At 66.2% G+C, this 23,771-nt stretch carries 24 protein-coding genes and 3 tRNA genes; 8 read left to right on the forward strand and 19 right to left on the reverse strand.

Annotation, left to right across the window (positions count from 1 at the left end; translation table 11 throughout):
- The 5 genes from ACTJLF_RS32875 to ACTJLF_RS32895 all read right to left on the reverse strand — a co-directional run.
- Positions 1-3,703 (reverse strand): condensation domain-containing protein (locus tag ACTJLF_RS32875; RefSeq protein ID WP_440884742.1); only part of this gene is annotated, 3,703 nt, incomplete at its 3' end.
- Positions 3,704-3,831: 128 nt separating this feature from the next.
- On the reverse strand, positions 3,832-4,578 hold the full coding sequence (locus ACTJLF_RS32880) for a thioesterase II family protein (RefSeq protein WP_440884743.1): 747 nt from the start codon (positions 4,576-4,578) through the stop codon (positions 3,832-3,834).
- Complete coding sequence (locus ACTJLF_RS32885) at positions 4,578-4,829, reverse strand: MbtH family protein (protein ID WP_019658284.1); 252 nt, start codon at positions 4,827-4,829, stop codon at positions 4,578-4,580. The genes ACTJLF_RS32880 and ACTJLF_RS32885 overlap by 1 nt, the downstream gene beginning before the upstream one ends.
- Positions 4,830-4,986: 157 nt before the next feature.
- Entirely contained in the window at positions 4,987-5,253 is a 267-nt protein-coding gene (locus tag ACTJLF_RS32890) for a DUF4880 domain-containing protein (protein WP_019658283.1), read from the reverse strand.
- Between the two features lie 52 nt (positions 5,254-5,305).
- On the reverse strand, positions 5,306-5,827 hold the full coding sequence (locus ACTJLF_RS32895; RefSeq protein ID WP_440884752.1) for a sigma-70 family RNA polymerase sigma factor: 522 nt from the start codon (positions 5,825-5,827) through the stop codon (positions 5,306-5,308).
- Between the two features lie 282 nt (positions 5,828-6,109).
- Here ACTJLF_RS32895 and ACTJLF_RS32900 point away from each other — a divergent pair, with 282 nt between their 5' ends.
- Positions 6,110-6,961, forward strand: a complete 852-nt coding sequence (locus ACTJLF_RS32900) for a plasmid replication/partition related protein (RefSeq protein ID WP_440884744.1) — start codon at positions 6,110-6,112, stop codon at positions 6,959-6,961.
- A gap of 43 nt (positions 6,962-7,004) precedes the next feature.
- Here the strand turns inward: ACTJLF_RS32900 and ACTJLF_RS32905 are convergent, their stop codons facing one another.
- Positions 7,005-7,580, reverse strand: coding sequence for a BPSL1445 family SYLF domain-containing lipoprotein (locus ACTJLF_RS32905; protein WP_019658280.1), 576 nt, complete (start codon positions 7,578-7,580; stop codon positions 7,005-7,007).
- Between the two features lie 283 nt (positions 7,581-7,863).
- On the opposite strand from ACTJLF_RS32905, the gene ACTJLF_RS32910 reads away from it, so the two are divergent.
- Positions 7,864-8,535, forward strand: coding sequence for a DUF418 domain-containing protein (locus ACTJLF_RS32910; RefSeq protein WP_440884745.1), 672 nt, complete (start codon positions 7,864-7,866; stop codon positions 8,533-8,535).
- Positions 8,536-8,581: 46 nt separating this feature from the next.
- Here ACTJLF_RS32910 and ACTJLF_RS32915 read toward each other — a convergent pair whose 3' ends face one another.
- Positions 8,582-10,420, reverse strand: a complete 1,839-nt coding sequence (locus ACTJLF_RS32915; protein ID WP_126183417.1) for a bifunctional metallophosphatase/5'-nucleotidase — start codon at positions 10,418-10,420, stop codon at positions 8,582-8,584.
- 102 nt (positions 10,421-10,522) lie between these two features.
- The gene (locus ACTJLF_RS32920; RefSeq protein WP_132802809.1) at positions 10,523-10,993 is read right to left on the reverse strand and encodes a hypothetical protein; all 471 of its coding nucleotides are present in this window, start codon (positions 10,991-10,993) and stop codon (positions 10,523-10,525) included.
- A gap of 171 nt (positions 10,994-11,164) precedes the next feature.
- Between ACTJLF_RS32920 and ACTJLF_RS32925 the strand changes: the two genes are divergently transcribed.
- The gene (locus ACTJLF_RS32925; protein ID WP_019658276.1) at positions 11,165-11,374 is read left to right on the forward strand and encodes a hypothetical protein; all 210 of its coding nucleotides are present in this window, start codon (positions 11,165-11,167) and stop codon (positions 11,372-11,374) included.
- Positions 11,375-11,503: 129 nt separating this feature from the next.
- On the opposite strand, the gene ACTJLF_RS32930 is transcribed toward ACTJLF_RS32925, so the two are convergent.
- Positions 11,504-11,881, reverse strand: coding sequence for an HU family DNA-binding protein (locus ACTJLF_RS32930; RefSeq protein ID WP_019658275.1), 378 nt, complete (start codon positions 11,879-11,881; stop codon positions 11,504-11,506).
- Positions 11,882-12,114: 233 nt separating this feature from the next.
- On the opposite strand from ACTJLF_RS32930, the gene ACTJLF_RS32935 reads away from it, so the two are divergent.
- Positions 12,115-12,471 carry a hypothetical protein gene (locus tag ACTJLF_RS32935; protein WP_440884746.1) on the forward strand — a complete coding sequence of 119 codons (357 nt, stop codon included), beginning with the start codon at positions 12,115-12,117 and terminating at the stop codon, positions 12,469-12,471.
- A 68-nt stretch (positions 12,472-12,539) separates the two neighbouring features.
- On the opposite strand, the gene ACTJLF_RS32940 is transcribed toward ACTJLF_RS32935, so the two are convergent.
- The 9 genes from ACTJLF_RS32940 to folC form a co-directional block, all read right to left on the reverse strand.
- Positions 12,540-12,616 (reverse strand) — tRNA-Asp (locus tag ACTJLF_RS32940).
- 69 nt (positions 12,617-12,685) lie between these two features.
- Positions 12,686-12,761: transfer RNA gene (locus tag ACTJLF_RS32945), tRNA-Glu, on the reverse strand.
- A gap of 48 nt (positions 12,762-12,809) precedes the next feature.
- Positions 12,810-12,885: transfer RNA gene (locus ACTJLF_RS32950), tRNA-Ala, on the reverse strand.
- 35 nt (positions 12,886-12,920) lie between these two features.
- Positions 12,921-14,309, reverse strand: coding sequence for a glutamate--tRNA ligase (gltX, locus tag ACTJLF_RS32955; RefSeq protein ID WP_132802805.1), 1,389 nt, complete (start codon positions 14,307-14,309; stop codon positions 12,921-12,923).
- Positions 14,310-14,313: 4 nt separating this feature from the next.
- A complete protein-coding gene (locus ACTJLF_RS32960) occupies positions 14,314-15,540 on the reverse strand; it encodes an O-succinylhomoserine sulfhydrylase (RefSeq protein WP_132802803.1) in 1,227 nt (408 codons plus the stop codon).
- Between the two features lie 11 nt (positions 15,541-15,551).
- Entirely contained in the window at positions 15,552-17,054 is a 1,503-nt protein-coding gene (gene purF, locus ACTJLF_RS32965) for an amidophosphoribosyltransferase (protein ID WP_019658272.1), read from the reverse strand.
- Positions 17,055-17,066: 12 nt separating this feature from the next.
- Positions 17,067-17,552: a CvpA family protein gene (locus tag ACTJLF_RS32970; RefSeq protein ID WP_019658271.1), complete on the reverse strand. Its 486-nt coding sequence runs from the start codon at positions 17,550-17,552 to the stop codon at positions 17,067-17,069.
- A gap of 21 nt (positions 17,553-17,573) precedes the next feature.
- A complete protein-coding gene (locus ACTJLF_RS32975) occupies positions 17,574-18,449 on the reverse strand; it encodes an SPOR domain-containing protein (RefSeq protein WP_019658270.1) in 876 nt (291 codons plus the stop codon).
- An 81-nt stretch (positions 18,450-18,530) separates the two neighbouring features.
- Positions 18,531-19,838: a bifunctional tetrahydrofolate synthase/dihydrofolate synthase gene (gene folC, locus ACTJLF_RS32980; RefSeq protein WP_019658269.1), complete on the reverse strand. Its 1,308-nt coding sequence runs from the start codon at positions 19,836-19,838 to the stop codon at positions 18,531-18,533.
- 36 nt (positions 19,839-19,874) lie between these two features.
- Between folC and ACTJLF_RS32985 the strand changes: the two genes are divergently transcribed.
- The 4 genes from ACTJLF_RS32985 (at position 19,875) to argG (ending at position 22,850) form a co-directional block, all read left to right on the forward strand.
- Positions 19,875-20,228 (forward strand): ArsC family reductase, encoded by a 354-nt coding sequence (locus ACTJLF_RS32985; RefSeq protein WP_126183411.1) that lies wholly within the window; start codon positions 19,875-19,877, stop codon positions 20,226-20,228.
- A gap of 58 nt (positions 20,229-20,286) precedes the next feature.
- Positions 20,287-20,898, forward strand: coding sequence for a hypothetical protein (locus tag ACTJLF_RS32990; RefSeq protein WP_440884747.1), 612 nt, complete (start codon positions 20,287-20,289; stop codon positions 20,896-20,898).
- A 125-nt stretch (positions 20,899-21,023) separates the two neighbouring features.
- Complete coding sequence (locus ACTJLF_RS32995) at positions 21,024-21,350, forward strand: pyrimidine/purine nucleoside phosphorylase (RefSeq protein ID WP_019658266.1); 327 nt, start codon at positions 21,024-21,026, stop codon at positions 21,348-21,350.
- A 159-nt stretch (positions 21,351-21,509) separates the two neighbouring features.
- A complete protein-coding gene (argG, locus tag ACTJLF_RS33000) occupies positions 21,510-22,850 on the forward strand; it encodes an argininosuccinate synthase (RefSeq protein ID WP_019658265.1) in 1,341 nt (446 codons plus the stop codon).
- Between the two features lie 71 nt (positions 22,851-22,921).
- Here the strand turns inward: argG and ACTJLF_RS33005 are convergent, their stop codons facing one another.
- Positions 22,922-23,770, reverse strand: coding sequence for a hypothetical protein (locus ACTJLF_RS33005; RefSeq protein WP_132802795.1), 849 nt, complete (start codon positions 23,768-23,770; stop codon positions 22,922-22,924).
- Between the last annotated feature and the right edge of the window lies 1 nt (position 23,771).

Consider the following 23,771-nt stretch of genomic DNA (forward strand, 5'->3'; position numbering starts at 1 on the left):
AGGCGCCGCCGGCCTTGAGCACCGCCAGGATGCCCACCATCATCTCGACGGAGCGCTCCACGCAGAGGCCCACCAGCACATCCGGGCCCACGCCCGAGGCGATCAGGCGATGCGCCAGGCGGTTCGCGCGGGCATTGAGTTCGCCGTAGCTCAGGGCTTCGTCGCCGAAGACCAGTGCAGGCGCCTGCGGCTTGAGCCTTGCATGCGACTCGATCTGCCGGTGCACCGGTTGCTCGCCCTCGTGGCGCCGATCGTTCTCGCTCCACGCCGCAAGCTGCGCGCGCTCGGCTTCGCTCACCAGCACCACATCCCCCACCGCCTGCTGCGGCCGCTCGACCAACGCCCGCAGCACCGACAGGTAGTGCCCGGCCATCCGCTCCACCGTCTCCCGGTCGAACAGCTCCGAGGCGTAGACCAGGCTCAGCGTCAACCGGTCATCGGGCGTCTCGCGGGCTTCCAGCACGAGCTCGAATTGCGCCTCTCCATCCGGCAGCGCGTGGTGCGCCACCTCGAGCCCCGGCAGCTGTGCCAGCGCCCGGTAGTCTTCGATCAAGTGATTGAACATCACCTGGAACAGCGGGCTCTGGCTCAGGCTTCGCTGCGGCTGCAGCGCCTCGACCAGCTGCTCGAACGGCAGGTCCTGGTGCATCTGTGCGCCCAGCACCGCCTCTTTCGCCTGCGCCACGACATCCGACAGGCGCATGCGGGCGCCGATACGGTTGCGCAGCACGAGTGTGTTGACGAAGAAACCGATGATGTTCGCCGCCTCGACCCCGCGCCGATTCGCCACCGGCGCGCCGACGCGAATGTCCTCCTGCCCACTGTAGCGATGCAGCAGCGCCTGGAAACCGGCCAGAAGCACCATGAACAGCGTGGCCCCCTCGGCTGCCGCCGAGCGGCGCAAGCCAGCCAGCAAATCTCCAGGCACTTCGACGCCATGGCGTGCAGCGCGATAGCCGATGCGGGCCGTGCGCGGATGGTCTGTCGGCAGAGCCAGCACCGGATGCTCTTCGCCGAGCTGCGAGCGCCACCAGTCCAGCTGCCGCCCGGCCTCGCCTTCGGCCAGCCAGTCGCGCTGCCACGCCGCATGATCGACATACTGGATGCGCGCCGCAGCGCGGCGCGAAGGCGCACCGCCCTTCAGCCTTTCGGCGTAGCCGGCAGCCAGCTCATCGAGCAGCACCTGCATCGAAGCGCTGTCGGAAATGATGTGATGCATCACCACCACCAGCAGGTGCGAAGTGTCGGACAGGCGGATCAACGCAACGCGCAGCAAAGGCCCCTGCGTCAGATCGAATGGTGTGGCATGCAGGCGCTTCACCTCATCTGCCGCGCGCGCTTCGCGCTCGGTAGCGGTTGCGAGGTGGCGCAGGTCGATCAGGTTCAGGAGCGGCGCCCACGACGGGCTGATCAGCTGTTCGGCCGTTCCGTCTGCTCCTGCCAGGAACACCGTGCGCAGCGACTCATGGCGCGCGGCGATGTCCTCGAATGCCGCGTGCATGGCGGCGGCATCCAGTACGCCCGACAGGCGAAGGGCGCCGCTCATGTGGTAGGCCGTGCTCTGCGGCGCGAGCTTCCACAGGAACCACTGGCGCTCCTGTGCGTGCGACAGTGGCAAGGGCCGCAGCCGGAGCTCGGCGGACAACGGCTCGACGCCTGCGGTGCCGTGCACCGGACTGTCCTTGCGATTTCGCACGATGGCCGCGCAGGCGGCCAGCCGGGGATGCTCGAAGAGGTCGCGCAACTCGAACCCGATGCCCCACTGCCGGGCAATATGCGCGCAGGCTTGAACCGCTGCGAGCGAATTGCCGCCCGATATGAAGAAATGCGCGTCGTGCGCGAGCTCACGATCCTCGGGCCACCTGAGCACGTCCTTCCAGATGGCCGAGACCGCCAGCGCCACTTCATCGAGCACCGGCGCCTCCGGCTGGGTGCAGAGCCCATTCCCGCCGTGCGTGAAGACACCGCGTTCGTGGACCGCATAAGCATCGAGGCTGCGCGCTGCAAGCCCCGCACGGCACGCCTGGCGTTGCAGCTTGCCGCTCGACGTCTTGGGCAGCGCGCCCGGATTGAGCAACACCACGGCGGCAGGCGCCTCGCCGAACACCTCGCTGACGGCGGCACCCAACGCATCGACCAGCACGTTCGGCGGCACGAGCTTCTGCATGCTGCGCGAAACTTCCGCAGCCACCCCGATGCCTTCGCCATCGGGCCCCGACACCGCGAAGGCTGCGACGCGCCCCTTGCGCACTGCATCGATCTCGGCCTCGACCGTGCGCTCGATGTCCTGCGGGTAGATGTTGTGCCCGCGCACGATGATCAGGTCCTTGATGCGACCCGTGACGTAGAGCTGCCCGTCGTGCATGAAGCCGAGGTCGCCCGTGCGCAGCCAGCGTCGCCCCTCGTGCATGGCGAAGGTCTCGCAGGTCTCGCGCTCCTTGCCCCAGTAGCCGGCACATATGCTCGGGCCGCCCGCCCAGATTTCTCCGACGCGGCCCGCTTCGAGCGCAGCGAGCGAATCGGGATCGGTGATGCGCACCTCATGGCGGTCCGGCGAGGCACCGCAGCCGACCAGCATCGTGCCTTGGGCGCTCTCCGCGCCCTCACCTCTGGCCAGTGCATCGGCGGAGAAAGTGCGCGCGACCAGTCCGGCACCGCGCCGGCCGCCGGTGACGAACAGGGTCGCTTCCGCGAGTCCGTAGCAGGCATACACGGCATCGGGTTCGAAACCAGCAGGCGCGAATCGCTCGATGAATTCGGTTTCGGTGTCGGCACGCACGGGCTCGGCGCCCGTGTAGGCGACACGCCATGTCGACAGATCCAGCCCCGCCAGGCGCGAACCTCTCACGCGGTCGAGACAGAGGCGGTAGGCGAAGTCGGGGCCACCGCTCAGGGTGGCGCGATGGCGAGAGATCAGCTCGAGCCAGCGAACCGGGCTTTCGAGAAAGTAGCGCGGCGAGGTCAGCACCAGCGGAATGCCGCTGTAGAGCGGCTGCATGAGACCGCCGATCAAGCCCATGTCGTGATAGAGCGGCGCCCAAGACACGAACTTGTCGTCCGGGCCGATGCCCATTCCGTCGCGGATGGCTCGCTCGTTGGCGATGAGGTTGCCGTGGGTCACGATCACGCCCTTGGGGGCAGAGGTCGAGCCCGAGGTGTATTGCAGGAACGCGGCATCGTCCGCCGCGGGCGAGAACGGCATCCAAGCATCGGCAAGGGCGAGATCCACCTCATCGACGGCGACCATCTCGGCCTGTGCGAACGCGTCGGGCGCGCCGGTCATCGCGGCGCGCATCGCCGCCGAGGTGAGCACGCAGCGCGCCTGCGAATCCTCCGCTATGCCCGTCAGCCGGGCGAGGTGCTGCGGCCGCATCGATTCGGGCGGAAACACCGGCACCGCGATCACGCCTGCATAGAAGCACGCCAGCATGCTCACCGCATAGTGGTCGTCGTTGTCCAGCATGACCAGGGCACGCTCGCCCTTGGCGAACTGCCGCTGCAAGCAGGCCGCGAGCGCACGAACGCGCGCCTCGAAGACAGCGTAGGTGATCGGCTTCTCGAAGTAGGCGCCATCCGCTTCGCCCGCCACCGTGAGCCAGACATCGTCCGGCCGGCCTTGCGCCAATGCCCGCAGGTGTTCCACGAAATTCGCGGACATCGGGTGATGCCCCAGATCCAGCGTCGTTGCCGCCGTGCGTGCCATCTCGCTCACTCCAGAAAATTAGAAAGGGCGCCGCCGGCGCCGGCCCGGCAGCGTTCACTCATGCCGGCGTGCTGGCGCACCACGCGGCGGCATCCGGCCGAAGGGCCTCGATGCCTGCTGGCAATGCGTCACGCAACCGCATGAGATGCATGCCGCCCTCCCGCCACGGACAGCCCCAGGCGGCGCGCCAGTGCAGCCAGGACTGCAGCCTCGTGCTGGCGGATGAAGAAGTGGCCGCCATCGAACCAGTCGAGCGAGAACGCGCCGCCTGCATGCGCCGACCAGGCCTCGACGCGCGCGGCGTCGATGTCGTCCTGCCGGCCGGCCAAGACATGCAGGGGCATGGGCAGAGGCGTGTCCGCCGACACGTATTCGAAGCTCCGGCAGACGCGGTAGTCCGCACCCAGCGTGTCGAGGGTGATGCGCATCAGCTCGGCGCTGGCGAAGACCTCTTCGGGCGTGCCGCCCTGCCTGCGCAGATCAGCGATCAGCGCATCGTCGTCATGCGTGTCGGGAAGGCGGTCCGGATCGCGCTGCGACGGAGCGGCACTGCCCGACGCCAGGAGCGCCAGCGGCAATGGCCGGCCAAGCATGCGCAGCCGCTGCGCGACGCCATGGGCCAGCAACGCGCCCATGCTGTGGCCGAAGATCGCGAAGCTGCCTTGCATCGCGGCCGCCTGCTCCGCGCAGATCCGCTCGACCAATGCGTCGTAGGTCTCCACGAAGCGCTCGCCCATGCGCATGCCCCGGCCCGGCAACTCGACGGGCATGACCTCGATCCAGCGCGGCAGCAGCTGCCGCCAGCGCAGATACATCGTTGCGCTGGCGCCCGCGCAAGGCAGGCACAGCAGCGAAACCCTCGCCGGCCCGGCCATCAGCTTGCGGCAGCTTCCGCGGAAGGCGCGCGATCCTGCGCAGCCATCCAGTCGCGCAGCGACCTGGGACGCATGTCGGTCCAGTTCTTCTCGACGAACTCGAGCGCGGCCTTCTTGTCGCCCTTCACGCCATCGACGGCCTTCCAGCCGCTGGGCACGGCCTTCCAGTGGGGCCAGATGGAATATTGGTCTTCCTCGTTGACCAGAACGATGAAGGTTTCGTCTTCGCGATCGAAGCAGCTGGTAGACATGGGCGGTCCTTGTGCGGTTGATGGAGGAAGCTCGCGGGCAAGCGGGCCGGCAGGCGGTCGATTGCTGCGCTTCTGATCAACATGACGATTCGAGACCGAATCTGTTCACCCCGGGACTGCGGGGGAGGATGGCGGCCGAGAGGCCGGCCGACGGCGATCAGGCGTCGCGGCCGGTTTCCGGGTCTTCGGAGATGGCTGGGCCCTGGCTCTTCTTCCACGCATCGACGTCGATGGTGGGCGGCACGAGACCTGCGAGCAGCCAGAGCCGGGCGGCCTTGTCGTAGGCCTTGCGGTGGGCGGGGTCGGCGAGCAGCCATGCCACCAGTTCGACACGCGAGCCCTCGCCGAAATTCTCGCGATCATGCTCGCGCCGCACCCAGTTCCATGCGGTGCGCCAGATGAGGTCGTCTTGCTCTTGTGCCATGCGTGTACGGCTTTACCTTACACCAACCGGCACCGGAGCTCACTCGCGCAACTCAATCCTTGATCAGGTGGCGCATCGCGCCGATGGCTTCGTCCGCCTCGGCAATCAGTCGGTTCACGAGCCCGAGCGCGCAACCCATCTGCACCGCGATGTCGCGCTGCGTGAGCCCTTCGAGCCGATAGAGCTGGAAGGCCAAGCGCGTCCTCGGGGACAAGGCCGACAGCGCCTGCTCGATCAGGCCGACCGCCTGCCTGTCCCGCATCACGCAGTCGGGCGACGGCGGGCCCGGGACGTCCAGCGTCTCCACGTCCACATCGAAGGTGCGGTAGGTAGCTTCGAGCGACTGGCGGCGGCAGTGGTCGAGCGCCAGATTGCGCACCACCTGACAGCAGTAGCCCATGGGCTTGTCGACCTTGCGGTCACAGGCGCCGTCGGCGATCCGGAGATAGGCGTCCTGCACGACGTCGTCGGCAAGGTCCGCGGTACGAACGATCCTGCGCGCCACGTGGAGCAGTTGGGCCCGGTTGGCGACAAAAACATCCCCCAGAGAAGACTCGGACGAGAGTGACAGCATTTTTTGAACAACTCCAGATTGGGCCAGGCATCGAATCTCGAAACGGCTCACGCCGGGCGCCTTGGCGTGGTCGCAGTCCGCCCATCGGGGGCACCCGTCTCGAAAACTTAAATAAGAATCATTAATATTTATGAAAGAATCACAGCGCAAATTTGCAAATGTGTCCTTGCTCTTATAGACGTTTGGACGCACCAAACAGAGACACCTCTACGGCGCGTCGAAGGCGACGGCGGGCGCCTCTAAAATCGCGCCCCTTTGCCCCGCTCCGTTTCCAGCCCCCTCATGAACATCGTCGTCAACGAAGAACTCAAAGCCTACATCGACCCCATGACACCGGAGGAGTACGAGGCGCTGGAACGCAGCATCCTCACCGAGGGCTGCCGCGATGCGCTGGTGCTGTGGGGCGACGTGCTGGTGGACGGCCACAACCGCTACGGCATCTGCCAGAAGCACGGGCTTCCATTCAATACGGTGCAGAACACGCGCTTCAAGTCCATCGAGGACGTGCATCTCTGGATGATCGACCAGCACCTGGGCCGGCGCAGCATCTCCGACTTCCTGCGCGGCGTGCTTGCGCTGAGAAAGAAGGACATCGTCGACCGCCAGCGCGGTCGCCTTGCGACGGTGTCGGAGTCCGCTGCGGAGGCCTCGGACGATCCCCCCTTCGATGTCGATACGCCTGCCGACGGAACGACTGAATCAGCCGCTGGCATGATCCAGATACCGCCGCCCGCCCCTCTAAACAGCCGCGAGGCCATCGCCCGGGCCGCCCGCCTGAGCAGCAGCCAGGTCGGGATGATCGAGAAGATCCAGAAGCAGGCTGCGCCGGAACTGGTGGCTGCGGTGAAGTCGGGCGTGATCTCGATCAACACCGCAGCGGCGGTGGCCACCCTGCCTGCCGAGGAGCAGGTGTCGGCCGCGAACGCCGGCAAGGACGAACTCAAGCAGGCGGCGAAGCGGGTACGGGAATCGAAGAAGAAGCCGCGTACTGAATCCGCCGAAGCAGCAGCTTCAGACGGCGACGCGGAACTCGATGCGGTGCAGGCGCTGCAGCAGCGCGTGGCCGAACTCACGGCCGAGAACGAATCGCTGCGCAGGCAGGTGGCCGACCTGCAGGCCCAGTTAGGTCACTGAGCCCGCAGCCGGCTGGCCGGATGAAGAAAAGCCGCCGTTACTGCTACGGCTGGATCTCGGAGATCTTCGCGCCCGACAGCGACACGCCGGCCTCCAGGCCCACGTTGGTCATGACGAAGCCCACCACGGGCTGGCGCAGTGTGTTGGTGTCGATGCTGCCGTTCGCACCGATGGTCGCGAGGGCCACGGTGGCATCGGCGCCGGCCGTCCAGCCCTTGCTGTTGCGGAACTTGTCGAGTGCGGCCTGGGTGTTGAACAGGTAGATCACGGCCTTGGACTGTGCGCCCGCCTGGAATCCCACTGATCCGGCGGTGGTGCTGTAGTAGGACTGCGTGCGCCCGTTCACGCGCAGCGCGCCCCGGCCGTACTCGGCGCCCACGCCCATGCTGGCGCCCACCACGGCGGGGAACACCAGCACGCCGCTGGACTTGGAGACCAGCTCACGCGAGCCTTTCACCGAGTCGTACAGCTTGGACAGCGAGGCATCGACCTGCGCGTCGATGGAGGCGCGCGAAGACGCGCTGCTGGCCTGATCCTGAGGCCGCGTGGTGGTGCACCCGACGAATGCCAGGCTGCATGCCACCATCACGGACGAGAACGCCAGCGTGCGGAGATTCATGGTTTTTTTCATGACGGAACCCTTCCTTTGGATAGAACTTGAATCGGCGATGAGTCTCTGCCCGAGGGCAGATTCGTCCATGCTAAGACCGCCAAAACCGCGCAAATCGAGTTGAAGGCGTTGGCCTACGCGAGATCACGGCCTAGGCGAAACGGGTACGCCTGAGGGACGTCCAGGCGGCGCAATGTTCGTGCAATGCTGGTTCGTAGCATCGCGGCTCTGGTGCGGACGGCCGTACACGGCCATCCGCGATCTGGCACACGAATCCACATCGCGCACTCCCATGACATTCGAACCCGCAGCAATACTGCCGCGCCGATCGCACGGCGGCAGCATCTGCAGAACTGAACTGACGGACGCGCTGCGTGGCTTCGCGCTGCTCATCGCGCCGGCATTCAGCCTGCTCGGCAGCTCGGCGCTCGAAGTCGTCGCGTCATTGGCGGCGCTGCTTTCATTGCTCTTCGGCATGAGTCTCGCGACGCGCAAGGATCGGACCGAAAGAAGACCGGCATCCTTCCGCCTGCTGGCTCGACGCATGCTGATGGAGTCCGTCGCGTACCGGCATCTGTGGATTCGCCTGTTCAACGCAGCGCTTGTCGGAGCCGCCGCCATGACGCTGCTGAAGCAGCTCATGCCGCTGGCAGCGTCTGTGGTCATCTGCTGCCTGGCAGCTTTCGTCCTGCTGTTCCAGCGATCGCAGTGGCGACACATGCTGGTCAAGCTCGCCCCCATGGGCCGGATGGCGCTGGTGAACTCGCTCGTGCAGATGCTGGCCGCCGTGCTGCTGTTTCATGCGCTGGAGCCGCGCTTCGGGTTCCTGCTGGGGGTCGCCCTTCCCTTCGCTGCGCTGCCGTTGCTGCAGGCGATGCTCAGCTGCAGATGGCTCGCACGACGCCCGAGGAGGCATGTGGGGACGGCGTGGCAAGGGCTGGCAGCCGAAGGGCGGGCCGGCTGATCACTGCCGGCCTCTTGCTCAGCTACCGTCAGCTACCGCCCACCCCTCAAGGCGCGACCGTGATGCGATCCGTCGCCGGCGGGGTCAGCGGGCTGTTCGCCTTGATATAGGCCTCCAGGGCGTCCACGTCCTGGTCACCGCCGAGCGCATCGGTGCCCTGGTTGAAGACGGTGAAGTTGTCGCCGCCGGTGGCCAGGAAGCTGTTCATGGTCACGCGGTAGGTGGCGCCGTCTGTCATCGCGGTGCCGTTGAGCGACATGTTGCTGATGCGCGATCCGGCGGGCTGAGACAGGTTGTAGGTGTAGCTGAAGCCCTTGGAGGGCAGTAGCACCCGGGGCGAGCTCACGGTGTTGGCGCCGCTGTTGAACTGCTGCTCCAGCACCGCCTTGATCTGCGCACCCGTCATGGTCTTCACCACCAGGCTATTGCCGAAAGGCTGCACGGCGAAGATCTGGCCGTAGGTCACGCTGCCGTCGCCCGCAGGCGCCAGATCGGCGCGCACGCCGCCCGGATTCATGAAGGCGATCTGCGCTTCGCCCTTGCCGGCGGGCTTGGTGGCGGCAAGCTGCGCATCGGCGATCAGATTGCCCAGCACGCTTTCCTTCGACGTGGTCTGCGTGCGCGTGGCAGTGGCGGTGAGCGAACCCACCACGCGCTGCACCAGCGGTCCGGCGATGGAGAGGTACTGGCTGATGAGCGCAGCCACTTCCTGGTTCTTGCCGAAGACGGGGTACTGGTCGGTCAGCGCGACGGTCGTCGAGCCGCTGGTATAGGCCTCGCCCTGCACGATCACGTTGTCGGCGCTCTTGGCCGTCACCTTCCGGGTCTTGGTGTCGATGGTGAGGTTGATGTCGGTCAGCAGCGTGCCGTACTGGCCGGCGCTGGTCAGCAGGAAGGGCCTGGCGGGGTTGGTCTTGGCGTAGTCGCAGATATAGGAGCGGTGCGTATGACCCGAGATCACCACGTCGACGGCCGGATCGAGCTTGTTCAGGATCGGCAGGATGTCGCCGCTCAGGCCGGCGCAGCTCTTGTCGTTGTAGCCCACGGTGGTCGTGCCGCCTTCGTGGATGACGACGACGATGGCGTCGGCACCCTGCGACTTCAGCTGCGGGATCAGCGCATTGGCGGTATCGGCCTCGTCCTTGAAGCTCAGGCCGGCGACGCCGGCGGGCGTCACGATGTTCGGCGTGCCCTTCAGCGTCATGCCGATGAAGGCCACTTTCACCGTGGCGCCGTCCTTCGTGAAACTCTTCATGCCGGTGGCGGGAAACAGCGTGTTGCCGTCGCTCTTCACCGTGTTGGCCGCGAGGAAGCCGAAGTTGGCCCCCGGGAAGCTCTTGTTCACGCGGCAGGGCTCGAGCGCGGTGTTCTTCGCGCAGCCGCCGTTCTTCATGCGCAGCAGCTCGGTCTGGCCCTTGTCGAACTCGTGGTTGCCGACCGCGTTGAAGTCGATCTTCATCGCGTTGACGGCCTCGATGGTCGATTCGTCCAGGAAGAGCGCAGAGACCAGCGGCGAGGCGCCGATCATGTCGCCGGCCGACACCACGGCGTTGTTCGGATTCTTCGCCTTCAGCGAGGCGATGGCGGAGGCCATGTAGGCCGCGCCGCCGGCAGGCACCGCGACCGTGCCGCCAGCCTTGGCAGGCGCGTTGATCGACAGCTTCGGCGGCTCGAGGTTGCCGTGCAGGTCGTTGAAGGCGATGAGCTTGACGTCGATGGCGCCCGGAACGGCGGGTGCCGGAGCCGGCGCCGGTGCGGGCGGATTGCTCGCCGTGGGGGGCGGCACGAAGGGAACGAAATTGTTCGAGTTGTCGCTGCCGCCGCACGCGGTCAGGGTGGCCACCACCACGCCGGCAAGGGCGAAGTGCTTCAACGATGCATGCATGGGAACCTCTCTCTCCTTGTTTGGGAACGCAGCGGATGCTGGCCACCGCACATGACGAGGCCGTGAAGGCCCCGCCGCGCCACGAGGAGATGGACAGTCGAGTCAGGGCAATCCGACGACGCGAATCACGACGCCAGGGCCGAATGCGGCTTGCAGGAGTGCCTTCGCCTGCAGGCTGCGCTCGTCGGCGAGCGACTGCACGGCGAGCCGCCCTTCCGTCGGCCAGCGCTGCAGGTGCCAGCCTTCCTGTCCGAGGAGCACGAGCCGGGCGAGAGCCCCGGCGTCGGAGACCGGCAGTGCAGCCGGCGTGATGTCGAGCCAGTCGATCACCTGTTCGCTCTCGCCGCCCAGGCGCGCGGCTGCGCTCGCGGCGAGCGCCTGCTGAGTGGCCGCATCACGCACCGCCCCCTGCAACACGATGCCGCCGCCATGCCAGCGGATCTCGAGCGACGGGGTTGAGCCGGCCACCTGGCCGTGCTCTTCGCCGCCGTCTGCAAGGCGCCAAGCGGCGCCGATAGCCAGAATGGCGAGGCAAGCCACAGACAACCAGGTGATCCAGATGCGCTTCGTCATTCGGGACGGGAGCGTGCCACACCACGCGTGACCAAGGTGTGACGGCGGCGGCCGCGGCAGACAGCCATTCGGCCTACACGGATAAGCGAGGGACGGCGCAACCGCGCGAGATCGGATTCCTATACGCTTGGGTTCCGTCCCCCGCATCCCCCACCACTCCGAGGAACGAACATGGCAGCCAATGCGAAAGTCACAGGAAATGTCGAATACCGGGCCGGCGACGGCCCCCTGATCCTCATTCCCCAGGGTCCCATCGAGATCCAGCTGGCACCCGACAGCGCCGTTCTGAGTTGGGGCGATGCCGGCAGCATGCAGACCACCGCGATACCGATTGCCGAATACCAGCGCTACCTGAGCGAAGGCGTGATCCAGCCGGACTGACTGGATGATCTAGAGCCCACCGAATAGTCGAGGTGGTGCTCACGCCAACCACCAAAGAAAAACGGCCCCGAGGGGCCGTTCTTCATGAAGCATCCCGGGCTCGCGGCCTGGATGCCAGCATCACTGCTCTTACTTCTTCTTGGCAGCCGCAGCCTTCTTGGCGGGTGCGGCAGCCTTCTTTGCTGCGGGCTTGGCGGTCGCAGCCTTGCTGTCGGCCTTGCGCTTGGCAGCCTTGGGGTCCACGGCGGCCTTGAAGGCAGCGCCCGGCACGAACTTCGGCACCTTCTGTGCGGCGATCTTGATCTTGGTGCCGGCGCTGGGGTTGAAGCCCGAGCGTGCGGCGCGCGCCACTTGCTTGAAAGTGCCGAAGCCGACGATCTGGACAGGGTCGTCCTTCTTCACGGCAGCGACGATCGAGCTGGTGATGGTCTCGAGGACGCGCGCGGCTTCTGCCTTGCTGAGGTTGTGGGCGACGGCGATTTTTTCGACGAGTTCGATGCGGTTCAACTGAGTTCCTAATAAGTTTGATTTCGCCATGTTGCCTATGGCGGCGCAGCACGAATCACGCTGCAAGCGGGCGGGAGTTTATTCGACTGCGAGAGGCCAGATGTAACGCGGTCGCTTCCAGCTGTCGTTGATTCGCCTCATTCGGCACCCGTGAGGGGGTTGTTCCTGCGTGCGGGCACGCGTAGCGGGGGGATCTGCATGCGCGATGCATGTCGAATGTCCCTCCATCTCCGATGAGAAGCGAACTCGTCGCGATGAACAAAACCTGGTATCGCACCCAGATTCGCCGAGGAAATTTGATGGCGTCGCATCTGCAGAACCTATTGCCACTCTTGCGCAAGATCATCGGCGGCAAGGCTATGGTCGCTGCGAAGCTATGCATCGAGCACGTATGTACCACGCTGCTCTCCAACGGCATCAGCGTCGTTGGCCGATGCGAAGGTGTGCATCTTCGGATCGCACTGAAGCCAGTTCATAGCTCTGCTCGACAGGCTGATCCTCCCTGCGGGATTACTCCCTCGACGTCACGGAACCAAGCCGTGACATGTCTCGCGGTGATGCAACAGAACACACGCGATTCAGTTGAATGAAGAGAGAAAGGAAGAGAAAGCCAGAAAGTGAAAAGCCCCTGCAGCTTTTGGCTGCAAGGGCTTCTGACTGGCGGAGTGGACGGGACTCGAACCCGCGACCCCCGGCGTGACAGGCCGGTATTCTAACCAACTGAACTACCACTCCTGGTAGACAACGTTCGCTCCTTGCGGAACCGAGTGTTGACGACTCGTGCCGGCTTCACCGCAGTGAAACTGGCGACCCTACGGGGATTCGAACCCCGGTAGCCACCGTGAAAGGGTGGTGTCCTAGGCCTCTAGACGATAGGGTCAAAACCTTGGACGTGCTGCGATCAGCATCTCAAACCATCTCGACACTCTGGTGGAGGTAAGCGGGATCGAACCGCTGACCTCTTGCATGCCATGCAAGCGCTCTCCCAGCTGAGCTATACCCCCGTGTGGGTGTCGAGCCTCAGATTATAGCCTGAATTTCAGGCCTTTTTCAATCGTTCGATAACTTTTTCGCGAGAAAAAATTTCGAGGACTGAATCCAAGGACGGTGTTTGCGGTGTTCCCATCACAAGCACTCGTACTGGCATCGCTAACACTGGCATTTTCAATGCGTGTGTCGCGAGGACTTCCTTGATCATAACTGCGATCGAGGCCTTATCCCATGCGACCGTCATCATTTTTTCTGCGAGTGTTGCGATCGCGGGCTTCACTGCATCGGTGATGTGCTGTGCGCGGTCGGCGTCGCTCACGGTGATGTCCGCATAGAACGCCGCGGCCCAGTCGGCCAGCGCGACCGTGGTCTCACAGCGATCCTTGAAAAGCGCGCAGATCGCCGGCAGGCGCTCGTCCGCAACGATGCCACGCTTCTTCAGCTGCGCCGCAACGAGCGGTGCGAGTTCGTCGCCGGTCTTCGCCTTGATGTACTGCGCGTTGACCCATGCGAGCTTGGCCGCATCCCACTGCGCCGGGCTCTTCGACAGGTGCGAACCGTCGAACCAGCTCACCATCTGCTCGCGCGTGAAGAGCTCGTCGTCGCCGTGGCTCCAGCCCAGGCGCGCGAGGTAGTTGAGCATCGCCTCGGGCAGGTAGCCATTGTCCTCGTAGGCAGTGACGCTCACCGCGCCACGGCGCTTCGAGAGTTTCTGTCCGTCGTCGCCGAGGATCACGGGCACGTGGCCGAACTCGGGCAGCGGCGCGCCCAGCGCGCGGAAGATGTTGATCTGCCACGGCGTGTTGTTGATGTGCTCGTCGCCGCGGAACACGTGCGTGATGTTCATGTCCCAGTCGTCGACCACCACCGCGAAGTTGTAGGTCGGCACACCGTCGGGCCGCAGGATGATGATGTCGTCGATCTCGCGGTTGTTGATGGTGATCTCGCCCTTCACGAGGTCGTTCCAAGTCACGTCGCCTTCGGGCGGGTTGCAGAAGCGCACCACGGGCGGCACGCCTTCGGGCACGGGCGGCAGCACCTTGCCCGGCTCGGGTCGCCAGCGGCGGTCGTACAGCGTCTTCTCGCCACGTGCGCGCTGCGCCTCGCGCATCTCCTCGAGCTCCGCGGGCGTGCAGTAGCAGTAGTAGGCAGTGCCTGCCGCAAGCATCTGCGCGATCACCTCACGGTAGCGCTCAAGGCGCTGCATCTGATAGATCGGACCTTCGTCGTATTCGAGGCCCAGCCAGCGCATCGACGCAAGGATCTGGTCGGTGGAATCCTGCGTGGAGCGGGCCACGTCGGTGTCCTCGATGCGCAGCACGAACTCGCCGCCGTAGTGGCGCGCATAAGCCCACGAGTAGAGGGCCGTGCGAGCCGTGCCCAGATGAAGAAAACCCGTGGGGGATGGTGCGATGCGGGTGCGTACTTTGCCGGTCATTTCGTTATCGTGGATTCAGTGTGCTCAGGCCGCGCGCGATGTCGGCCTTGATGTCTTCGATGTGCTCGAGGCCGACCGCGAGGCGGATCAAGCCCTGGCCGATGCCCGCGGCCTGGCGCTGCGCTTCGGTCAGCCGGCCATGCGAGGTGGTGCCGGGGTGCGTGATGATGGTCTTCACGTCGCCCAGGTTGGTAGCACGGCTCACCACGCGCGTGCTGTCCATCACATGGAAGGCATTCGCGCGCGCCGTCTCGGGCGAGTCGCCGACCACGTCGAACGACACCACCGCGCCGCCCTGCCCCGACTGCTGTTGCATGGCCAGCTCATGCTGCGCATGCGACGCGAGCCCGGGGTAGTACACACGCGAGACGCCCGGCTGCTTCTCGAGCCACTGCGCAATCTCCATCGCATTGGCGCAATGCGCCTTCATGCGGATGCCCAGCGTCTCGATGCCCTTGAGCACGACCCACGCATTGAACGGCGCCAGCGCCATGCCGGCGGTGCGCACGATGGGGCCAAACACGTCGACGATGAGTTTGGAAGGACCGCAGATCGCGCCCGCCATCACGCGGCCCTGGCCGTCGAGATGCTTGGTGCCCGAATGGATGACGAGGTCGGCCCCCAGCGCCGCCGGACGCTGCAGGATCGGCGTGCAGAAGCAGTTGTCGACCGCGAGCAGCGCGCCCGCGGCATGCGCCACGTCGGCCAGCGCACGGATGTCGCAGACTTCGGTGAGCGGATTGGTCGGCGTCTCGGCGAACAACAGCTTGGTGTTGGGCTTCACAGCCGCGCGCCATTCGGCAACGTCGGTCTGCGAGACGAAAGTGGTTTCGACGCCGAACTTGGCGAACTCCTTGCCGAACAGGTTCAGCGTGGAGCCGAACACGGAGCGCGAGCACACGACATGGTCACCGGCCTTCAGCAGGCCCATGCACATCATGAGGATCGCGCCCATGCCGGTGGATGCGCCGATGGCCGCCTCGGTGCCTTCGAGCGCGGCGATGCGCTGCTCGAAGCTGGTCACCGTCGGGTTCGAGGTGCGCGAGTAGGTGTAGCCCGGCTCGGTGCCCGCAAAGCGGCGCATCGAGGTCTCGGCGTCGGGCTGTACGAAGCCGCTGGTCAGGAAGAGCGCATCGGAATGCTCGCCGTACTGGCTCGGTGCGAGGCCGGTGCGCAGAGCGAGCGTATCGGGATGCAGCCCGGGCGGCAGTGTTCTATCGTCGTCGGTCACTTCGGCTGCCCTCACTCGCTGTGATTGGGAAGCGCGAGGCGCGAAGAATCCTCTTCGGTCTCTTCGATGCGCGGGCGGTTGCCGTTCATCCGTGTGATGGCCTCGGTGTCGATGTCGCCGGTCACGTACACGCCGTCGAAGCACGAGGCATCGAAGCCGTCGAGCTTTGTGTTGAGCGAGCCGATGGCACGCTTCATGGCGTCGACGTCCTGGTAGATCAGCGCGTCGCAGCCGATGAGTTCGCGCACTTCTTCGACCGTGCGGTCGTGCGCCACCAGCTCGTCCTTGGTCGGCATGTCGATGCCGTAGACGTTGGGATAGCGCACCGGCGGCGCGGCGCTGGCCAGGTAGACCTTGCGAGCGCCGGCGTCGCGTGCCATCTGCACGATTTCACGGCTGGTGGTGCCGCGCACGATGGAGTCGTCGACGAGCAGCACGTTGCGGCCCTTGAACTCGCTGGCGATCACGTTGAGCTTCTGGCGCACCGACTTCTTGCGCACGCCCTGCCCCGGCATGATGAAGGTGCGGCCGACGTAGCGGTTCTTCACGAAGCCCTCGCGGTACGGCACGCCCAGCAGATGAGCCAGCTGCGTGGCGCTAGGGCGGCTCGACTCGGGGATCGGGATGATCACGTCGATCTGGTTCGGCGGCACGGTGGACACCACGCGCTTGGCCAGCGTCTCGCCCAGGTTCAGGCGTGCCTGGTAGACCGAGATTCCGTCGAGCACGGAGTCCGGACGGGCCAGGTAGACGAATTCGAAGATGCAGGGGTTGAGCGTCGGCGACTCGGCGCACTGCATCGAATGCACATTGCCCTCGAGGTCGATGAACACAGCCTCGCCCGGGTTGATGTTGCGCTCGAAGGTATGGCCCGAGCCTTCCAGCGCGACCGATTCGCTCGCCACCATCACGGTACCGTCAGCGCTGCGGCCCATGCACAGCGGGCGGATGCCGTACGGATCGCGGAAGGCCAGCAGGCCGTGGCCGGCGATCAGCGACACCACGGCATACGAGCCGCGCAGGCGCTTGTGCATGCTCTTCACGGCAGCGAACACCTCGGCCGGATGCAGCGGCACGCCGCGCGAGGCGCGCTCGAGTTCGTGCGCCAGCACGTTGAGCAGCACCTCGGAGTCGCTCTCGGTGTTGGTGTGACGGTGGTCGGTGGAGAACAGCTCCGAGCGCAGCGCGTGGGCGTTGGTCAGGTTGCCGTTGTGCACCAGCACGATGCCGAAGGGCGCGTTCACGTAGAAGGGCTGCGCCTCTTCCTCGCTGTAGGCATTGCCGGCGGTCGGGTAGCGCACCTGGCCCAGGCCCACGCTGCCGGGCAGCGCGCGCATGTTGCGCGTGCGGAACACGTCGCGGACCATGCCCTTGGCCTTGTGCATGAAGAACTTGCGTTCCTGCAGCGTGACGATGCCTGCGGCATCCTGGCCGCGGTGCTGCAGGAGCAGCAGCGCGTCATAGAGCAGCTGATTGACGGGTGCGTTGCTGACAACGCCGACGATTCCACACATGAACGATTCCCCTTAGGGCAGGTAGCTGGCCAACTTTTCAGGCAGGGAGGGCTTGAGGCCCTGCAATGCCGCATCGAGAACAATGGCGCTGCGCGATTCGTGCCACCAGGCACTGTCGCTCAACACCAGCAAATGGACAACGACGGCGAACACGAGCAGGGCGACTACGCCCCGCGCCGCGCCGAACGCCGCGCCCAGAATCCGGTCCACCGGCCGCAAACCCACGACCGTGATCAACTTGCGCGTGAGCGCTGCCACCAGCCCCACGCCGAACACCACCGCCACGAACACCAGCACGAAGGCCAGCGGGTAGCGCCACGCCCCCTGCGGGTCGCCGAACGGCAGCCATGCCGCCACGCCCGACGCCAGCCACTGGGCTGCAATGAAGGCGGCCACCCATCCGATCAGCGAAATCACTTCGAACACCAGCCCGCGCACGAGGCCGAAAAGCATCGACACCCCGATGAGCGCGACGGCGATCCAGTCGAGCAAGGCCACGGCAACGGCTGGCGACGACTCTTACAACGTGAGGATCGCGGCCGACAAAGACAAGCCCTTGACCTTCTCGGCCGCACGGTCGGCCTCGGCACGCGAGCTGAAGGGACCGACACGCACACGCGTGCGCTCGCCGTCGGCCGTCTTGGCCACATGCACGTAGGTCTTGAGGCCGGCCCTTTCGAGCTTCTGGCGCACTTCGCGCGCCTTGTCCGCATCGGCGAATGCGCCGACCTGCACCACGAAGCGGCCGGCCTCGTCGGCGGCGGCGGGCTTGGCGGCCGCCGCGGTGACGGGCTTGCCCTCCAGCAGCGCGCGGGCGCGGGCGCCATCGTCGACGGCGGCGGGCTTCGGCTTGGCTTCGGGCTTGGGTTCAGGCTTCGGCTTGGCTTCCGGTTTCGGTTCCGGCTTGTGCTCGGGCTTGGGTTCGGGCTTCGGCTCCGGTTTCGGCTCGGGCTTCGGGTCCGGCTTGCGCTCGGGCGCCGGAGCCGGCGTTGCGCTGGCGACCGGCTTGCCGGGGTCGATCTCGGTGCCGTCGGCGGCTTCCGTGATCATGCCGCTGGAAGACGAGGCGGATGCCACGCGCGAAGTACCGTTGTCAGGCGCCGCGGGCGTGGTGCTGCTGCTCGTGGCAGGCGCGGGCGTCGCGGGAACGGGCAGCGGCTTGACCTTGTTGCGGTCGGGAATCTCGATGGGAATGTCGACCGACACGGGCCGCGGCTGGGTATCGAACAGCAGCGGGAAGCCGATCACGCCGAGCAGCACCAGCACCGCCGCGCCGAGCAGCCGGTGGCGCGCACGGCGACGCATGGTTTCGACACTTTCCGCGGGGACTGCGGCCGGGGCGCTGCGTCCTTCGTTGCCTTGCGGGCCGCGCGTGCGGAACTTGAAAAACGCCATGAAGTTCGATCCCTGGAGGAGTGCAGCGAGGTGATGCCAGAAGGTGCCAGACGGTGCCAGACGATGCGTAAGGCCCGACGATCAGCCGCCCGGCGACAGGTGTTTGGCTTGCAGCCGGGGGGTGCCGTTTTCGAGCACGCCACCCACGGTGAAGAACGATCCGAAGACCACGATTCTATCAGCGGGCCCTGCCTGGCCGATGGCCGCGCGCAGCGCCTCCATCGGGCCTGCGTGCACGCTGGCCGAGGCGTCGGTGCGTGTGTTCTGCGCCTGCCAGGCTGCCAGCAGGTCGGCCGCCTTGGCGGCGCGCGGCGTGGGCAGGTCGGTGAAATACCAGCGGTCGATCAGCGGGCCGATGCGCGCCAGGATGGGAGCCAGATCCTTGTCCGCCATCACGCCGAACACACCGTGCGTTGTGGGGTAGAAACCCATCGCGTCGAGGTTCTCGGCCAGCGCCGCCACGGCATGCGCGTTGTGCGCCACGTCGAGCACCAGCGCCGGCTCGCCCGGCACGATCTGGAAGCGCCCCGGCAGCTCGACCATCGCGAGGCCGTTGCGAACGGCCTGCGCCGTGATCGGCAGTTGCGGCCGCAGCGCCTCGAGCGCCGCCAGCACGCCGGCCGCGTTGATGAGCTGGTTGGCCCCGCGCAGTGCCGGATAGGCCAGCCCGCTGTAGCGCCGCCCGCGGCCCGACCAGCCCCACTGCTGCTTGTCGCCCGAGAAGTTGAAGTCGGTTCCGAAGCGCCAGAGGTCGGCGCCGATCGCGTTGGCATGGTCGACCACGCTCTGTGGCGGCACCGGGTCGCTCACGATGGCGGGCTTGCCCGGGCGCATGATGCCGGCCTTCTCGAAGCCGATGCTCTCGCGGTCGGGCCCCAGGTATTCCATGTGGTCGAGGTCGATGCTGGTGATGACCGCACAGTCGGTGTCGACGATGTTGACCGCGTCGAGCCGGCCGCCCAGGCCCACCTCGAGGATCGCCACGTCGGGCTTTTCCTCGGTCATGCAGTGCAGGATGCCGAGAGTGGTGAATTCGAAGTAGGTCAACGCCATGTCGCCGCGCGCCTTCTCGACCACTTCGAAGCTTGCTATCAATTTGGAAGCATCGACAGCTTCGCCCCGCAGCCGCAGGCGCTCCTCGAAGTGCACCAGGTGCGGCGAGGTGAACACGGCGGTGCGATAGCCCGCATGCATCAGGATCGATTCGAGCATGGCGCAGGTCGAGCCCTTGCCGTTGGTGCCGGCCACCGTGATCACGGGGCAGCCGAAGCGCAGGCCGATGCGCTGCGCCATCTCTTTGGCGCGTTCGAGTCCGAGCTCGATATTCTTGGGATGGAGCCGCTCGGCGCGCTCGAGCCAGTCGTTCAGGGTTTCCATGGAGGCGGGCATTGTCGCCGACCCGTCGGCCGGGGCATCATCGCGGCCATGACAACCCTCTACGGCATTCCGAATTGCGACACCGTCAAGCGCGCCCGCGCCTGGCTCGACGAACACGGCGTGGAATACACCTTCCACGATTTCAAGAAACAGGGCGTGCCCGAGTCCGAGCTCGACCACTGGCTGAAGAAGCCCGGCTGGGAGGCGCTGGTCAACCGCAAGGGCACCACCTGGCGCAAGCTTGACGACGCGACCCGCGAGGGCGTGGTCGATGCCGCATCGGCCCGTGCGGTGCTCCTGGCCAACCCCAGCCTGATCAAGCGTCCGGTGGTCGACTGGGGGCCGAAAAAACCTGTTACGACCGGCTTCGACGCCGAAGCCTGGGCTGTCAACGCCGTGTAAATCGCGGAACCCGGTCTGTCACGGGGCGTCGAATCTCGATCAGCAGGAGAGACACACCATGAAAAATCGCAGTTTCCGCACTCTCGCAGGCCTTTCGGTCGCCGGCTTGCTGGCCGCCGGCACCGGCCTCGTTCATGCACAGCAGAACCAGGTGGTCCAGGCCCGGGTGATCTCCGCCACCCCGATCCGCGAGACGACCGGCAGCGACGTCAACTACAACGTCACCTACGAATACAACGGCCGCCAGTACACCACCCGCATGAACACGCGGCCCGGCGCGACCATCCCGATCCAGGCCAGCGCTTACGGAGTGACCGGGGTAACGGGTGCCACGACGTCCCCGGTGGCGCCGCAGCCGCAGCTGCAGCCCTATCCGGTCGAGGCCAATGGCGGCGGCTACGCCCCGCAGTCCGGCGGTTCGCCCTGGGACAACGTGGTGCCCGAGCCCGGCGTCGTCGTCTCGAGCGCCCCTGCACCGGTCTACCAGCCGGCGCCGGTGTACGCAGCGCCCGCCCCCGTCTACGTGGCGCCTGCCTATACCTACCCCTATGCGTATCCCTACGCCTACCCGCCCGTGGGCATCTCGCTGAACCTCGGCTATTCGCGCGGCTGGGGCGGCCACTACCACGGCTATCGGGGCTGGGGCGGCTACCGCGGCTGGCACCGCTGATCCGCCGGCCGGCGGCGTGCGGCGCCCGAGCCCCTAAAATCGGGGACTTTTCCAACCCTTGACGGGTGCGCCGCTGATGCGGTGCGTCCTCGATTCGCCGGCCGCCAAGGCCCAGGCGCCACCCAATGACGACGACTACCGACACTCTGAACAGCGCCGCAGTGGCCACCAAGGCCAATGTGTATTTCGACGGCAAGTGCGTGAGCCACAGCCTCACCCTCGCGGACGGCACCAAGAAATCGGTCGGCGTGATCCTGCCGTCCACCCTCACCTTCAACACCGGCGCCCCCGAGATCATGGAAGGCACCGCCGGCAGCTGCGAATACCAGCTTGCAGGTTCCGACGACTGGATCGCCTCGGGCCCCGGCCAGAAGTTCAACGTGCCCGGCAACTCGAGCTTCAAGATCCGCGTGACGGGCGAGCCCTACAGCTACATCTGTCATTTTGGGTAAACCCCCAGGCTTCGCGCACTTCGTGTCGCTTCTCCAACCCCGTTGCAGGGGGCGATGCCAGTGGCCCGGTGAAGCCGGTTCCACGGTATCCACGGCACACAGCCGCGCCACGAATGTCATGAACCATTGAACCGCGCCAACACCAACGGACCTCCCATCATGTCGACCATCCTCCAAAACGTTCCCGCCGGCCAGAAGGTCGGCATCGCCTTCTCCGGCGGCCTGGACACCAGCGCGGCGCTCCACTGGATGCGCAACAAGGGCGCGATTCCCTACGCCTACACCGCCAACCTCGGCCAGCCCGACGAGCCCGACTACGACGAGATCCCCCGCAAGGCGATGCTCTACGGCGCCGAGAACGCCCGCCTGATCGACTGCCGCGCCCAGCTGGCCAACGAAGGCATCGCCGCCCTGCAGGCCGGCGCCTTCCACGTCACCACCGCGGGCGTCACCTACTTCAACACCACGCCTCTGGGCCGCGCCGTCACCGGCACCATGCTCGTGTCGGCCATGAAGGAAGACGACGTCCACATCTGGGGCGACGGCAGCACCTACAAGGGCAACGACATCGAGCGCTTCTACCGCTATGGCCTGCTGACCAACCCCGCCCTCAAGATCTACAAGCCCTGGCTCGACCAGGTCTTCATCGACGAGCTGGGCGGCCGCGCCGAGATGTCGGCATTCATGCAGAAGGCCGGCTTCGCCTACAAGATGTCGGCCGAGAAGGCCTACTCCACCGACTCCAACATGCTCGGCGCAACGCACGAGGCCAAGGACCTGGAGCACCTGAACAGCGGCATCACCATCGTTCAGCCGATCATGGGCGTTGCCTTCTGGAAGGACGAGGTCGAGGTCAAGCGCGAGACCGTGTCGGTGCGCTTCGAGGAAGGCGTGCCGGTCGCGCTGAACGGCGTGCGCTACTCGAACCTGGTCGAGCTGATCCTGGAAGCCAACCGCATCGGCGGCCGCCACGGCCTGGGCATGAGCGACCAGATCGAGAACCGCATCATCGAGGCCAAGAGCCGCGGCATCTACGAGGCTCCCGGCCTGGCTCTGCTGTTCATCGCCTACGAGCGCCTGGTCACCGGCATCCACAACGAGGACACCATCGAGCAGTACCGCGAGAACGGCCGCAAGCTCGGACGCCTGCTCTACCAGGGCCGCTGGTTCGACCCGCAGGCCATCATGCTGCGCGAGACGGCCCAGCGCTGGGTGGCGCGCGCCATCACCGGCGAAGTGACGGTCGAGCTGCGCCGCGGCAACGACTACTCGATCATGAACACCGAGTCGGCCAACCTCACGTACAAGCCCGAGCGCCTGAGCATGGAGAAGGTCGAAGGCGCGTTCACGCCGCTGGATCGCATCGGCCAGCTGACGATGCGCAACCTCGACATCGCCGACACGCGCGAGAAGCTGGGCATCTACACCCGCACCGGCCTGCTGTCGTCCAGCGAAGGCGCATCGCTGCCGAAGCTGGCGAACGACGGCGACGCGAGCTGACCGGCAACGGAACGCTCCAATGACAACGGGCCCCTCGGGGCCCGTTTTTCATGGGTGACGCGAGGAGAAGATCAGTCTCCGCCGCCTCCGCCGCAGCCGCCTCCGCAACCCCCGCCGCCGCATCCGCTTCCGCCATCGGACGAACCGCCGTCGCTGGAGCCGCCATCGCTGCTGCTGCTCGACTCGCTGCCGCCGAAGCCGCCGGCGTCGCCCGAACTGCCGCTGTCAGAAGATGAATCACCGAAACTGGTGCCGCAGTGGGCGTCCGAGCCGATGTGCCGCTCAATCGCGCGGCAGTCGGGCACGTAATGGAAGCCGCCTTCGATGGCGAACTTGATGTCCAGCGCGAACAGCAGCGGCAGCCGCGCCGGCTTGCGCGGGTCGATGCTCTCTTCCTTGCAGGCCCAGTACCAGGTGCGGCGCAGGCCGTCGTTGCGCTTGGGGTCGCGGCCCAGCACCTCCGCCGGGCTGTGGTGCAGCATGCCGCCGAAGGCCGCCTTGCACCAGTTCTGGTAGCCCTGCGTGTGCAGGATGAACTCGTGCCACGCCGTGTCGACCACCTTCGAGGGCATGGCCACGAACTTGCGATCGCTGCGCAGGTGCGCCATGAAGAACTGGCGCAGGCCGCGCAGCACCAGTTCGGCGTCGCGCCGGCTGAGCTGCGGATGCGCCTGGCACAGCTTGCCGACCAGGAAGGGCGGCAGCCGCGCCTCGCGGATGAACTGCCGCCGCAGGCTGGTCTCGAGGAACTTGAGGACCGCCGCGAACAGCAGCGCGAAGACGATCACCGCCACCATCGAGCCCCAGCGACGCGTTCCGAGGAAGAGCGCCAGCAGTGCGACCACGGGCACGGCTCGGCGAGCCCAGACGAGGGCGCCGATGCGGCGGCGGAAATTCAGGTGCAGGAAGTCGAGATCCATG

Origin of the sequence: Variovorax sp. 22077 (assembly GCF_052044195.1) — a bacterium.
Classification (GTDB): Bacteria; Pseudomonadota; Gammaproteobacteria; order Burkholderiales; family Burkholderiaceae_C; genus Variovorax; species Variovorax atrisoli.

Excerpts from the sequence above, each read along its gene's own strand:
- ACTJLF_RS32880 (WP_440884743.1), bottom strand. The coding sequence starts at position 4,578 with ATGGCCGGGCCGGCGAGGGTTTCGCTGCTGTGCCTGCCTTGCGCGGGC.
- ACTJLF_RS32885 (WP_019658284.1), bottom strand. The coding sequence starts at position 4,829 with ATGTCTACCAGCTGCTTCGATCGCGAAGACGAAACCTTCATCGTTCTG.
- ACTJLF_RS32890 (WP_019658283.1), bottom strand. The coding sequence starts at position 5,253 with ATGGCACAAGAGCAAGACGACCTCATCTGGCGCACCGCATGGAACTGG.
- ACTJLF_RS32895 (WP_440884752.1), bottom strand. The coding sequence starts at position 5,827 with ATGCTGTCACTCTCGTCCGAGTCTTCTCTGGGGGATGTTTTTGTCGCC.
- ACTJLF_RS32900 (WP_440884744.1), top strand. The coding sequence starts at position 6,110 with ATGAACATCGTCGTCAACGAAGAACTCAAAGCCTACATCGACCCCATG.
- ACTJLF_RS32905 (WP_019658280.1), bottom strand. The coding sequence starts at position 7,580 with ATGAATCTCCGCACGCTGGCGTTCTCGTCCGTGATGGTGGCATGCAGC.
- ACTJLF_RS32910 (WP_440884745.1), top strand. The coding sequence starts at position 7,864 with ATGACATTCGAACCCGCAGCAATACTGCCGCGCCGATCGCACGGCGGC.
- ACTJLF_RS32915 (WP_126183417.1), bottom strand. The coding sequence starts at position 10,420 with ATGCATGCATCGTTGAAGCACTTCGCCCTTGCCGGCGTGGTGGTGGCC.
- ACTJLF_RS32920 (WP_132802809.1), bottom strand. The coding sequence starts at position 10,993 with ATGACGAAGCGCATCTGGATCACCTGGTTGTCTGTGGCTTGCCTCGCC.
- ACTJLF_RS32925 (WP_019658276.1), top strand. The coding sequence starts at position 11,165 with ATGGCAGCCAATGCGAAAGTCACAGGAAATGTCGAATACCGGGCCGGC.
- ACTJLF_RS32935 (WP_440884746.1), top strand. The coding sequence starts at position 12,115 with ATGAGAAGCGAACTCGTCGCGATGAACAAAACCTGGTATCGCACCCAG.
- gltX (WP_132802805.1), bottom strand. The coding sequence starts at position 14,309 with ATGACCGGCAAAGTACGCACCCGCATCGCACCATCCCCCACGGGTTTT.
- purF (WP_019658272.1), bottom strand. The coding sequence starts at position 17,054 with ATGTGTGGAATCGTCGGCGTTGTCAGCAACGCACCCGTCAATCAGCTG.
- ACTJLF_RS32975 (WP_019658270.1), bottom strand. The coding sequence starts at position 18,449 with ATGGCGTTTTTCAAGTTCCGCACGCGCGGCCCGCAAGGCAACGAAGGA.
- folC (WP_019658269.1), bottom strand. The coding sequence starts at position 19,838 with ATGCCCGCCTCCATGGAAACCCTGAACGACTGGCTCGAGCGCGCCGAG.
- ACTJLF_RS32985 (WP_126183411.1), top strand. The coding sequence starts at position 19,875 with ATGACAACCCTCTACGGCATTCCGAATTGCGACACCGTCAAGCGCGCC.
- ACTJLF_RS32990 (WP_440884747.1), top strand. The coding sequence starts at position 20,287 with ATGAAAAATCGCAGTTTCCGCACTCTCGCAGGCCTTTCGGTCGCCGGC.
- ACTJLF_RS32995 (WP_019658266.1), top strand. The coding sequence starts at position 21,024 with ATGACGACGACTACCGACACTCTGAACAGCGCCGCAGTGGCCACCAAG.
- argG (WP_019658265.1), top strand. The coding sequence starts at position 21,510 with ATGTCGACCATCCTCCAAAACGTTCCCGCCGGCCAGAAGGTCGGCATC.
- ACTJLF_RS33005 (WP_132802795.1), bottom strand. The coding sequence starts at position 23,770 with ATGGATCTCGACTTCCTGCACCTGAATTTCCGCCGCCGCATCGGCGCC.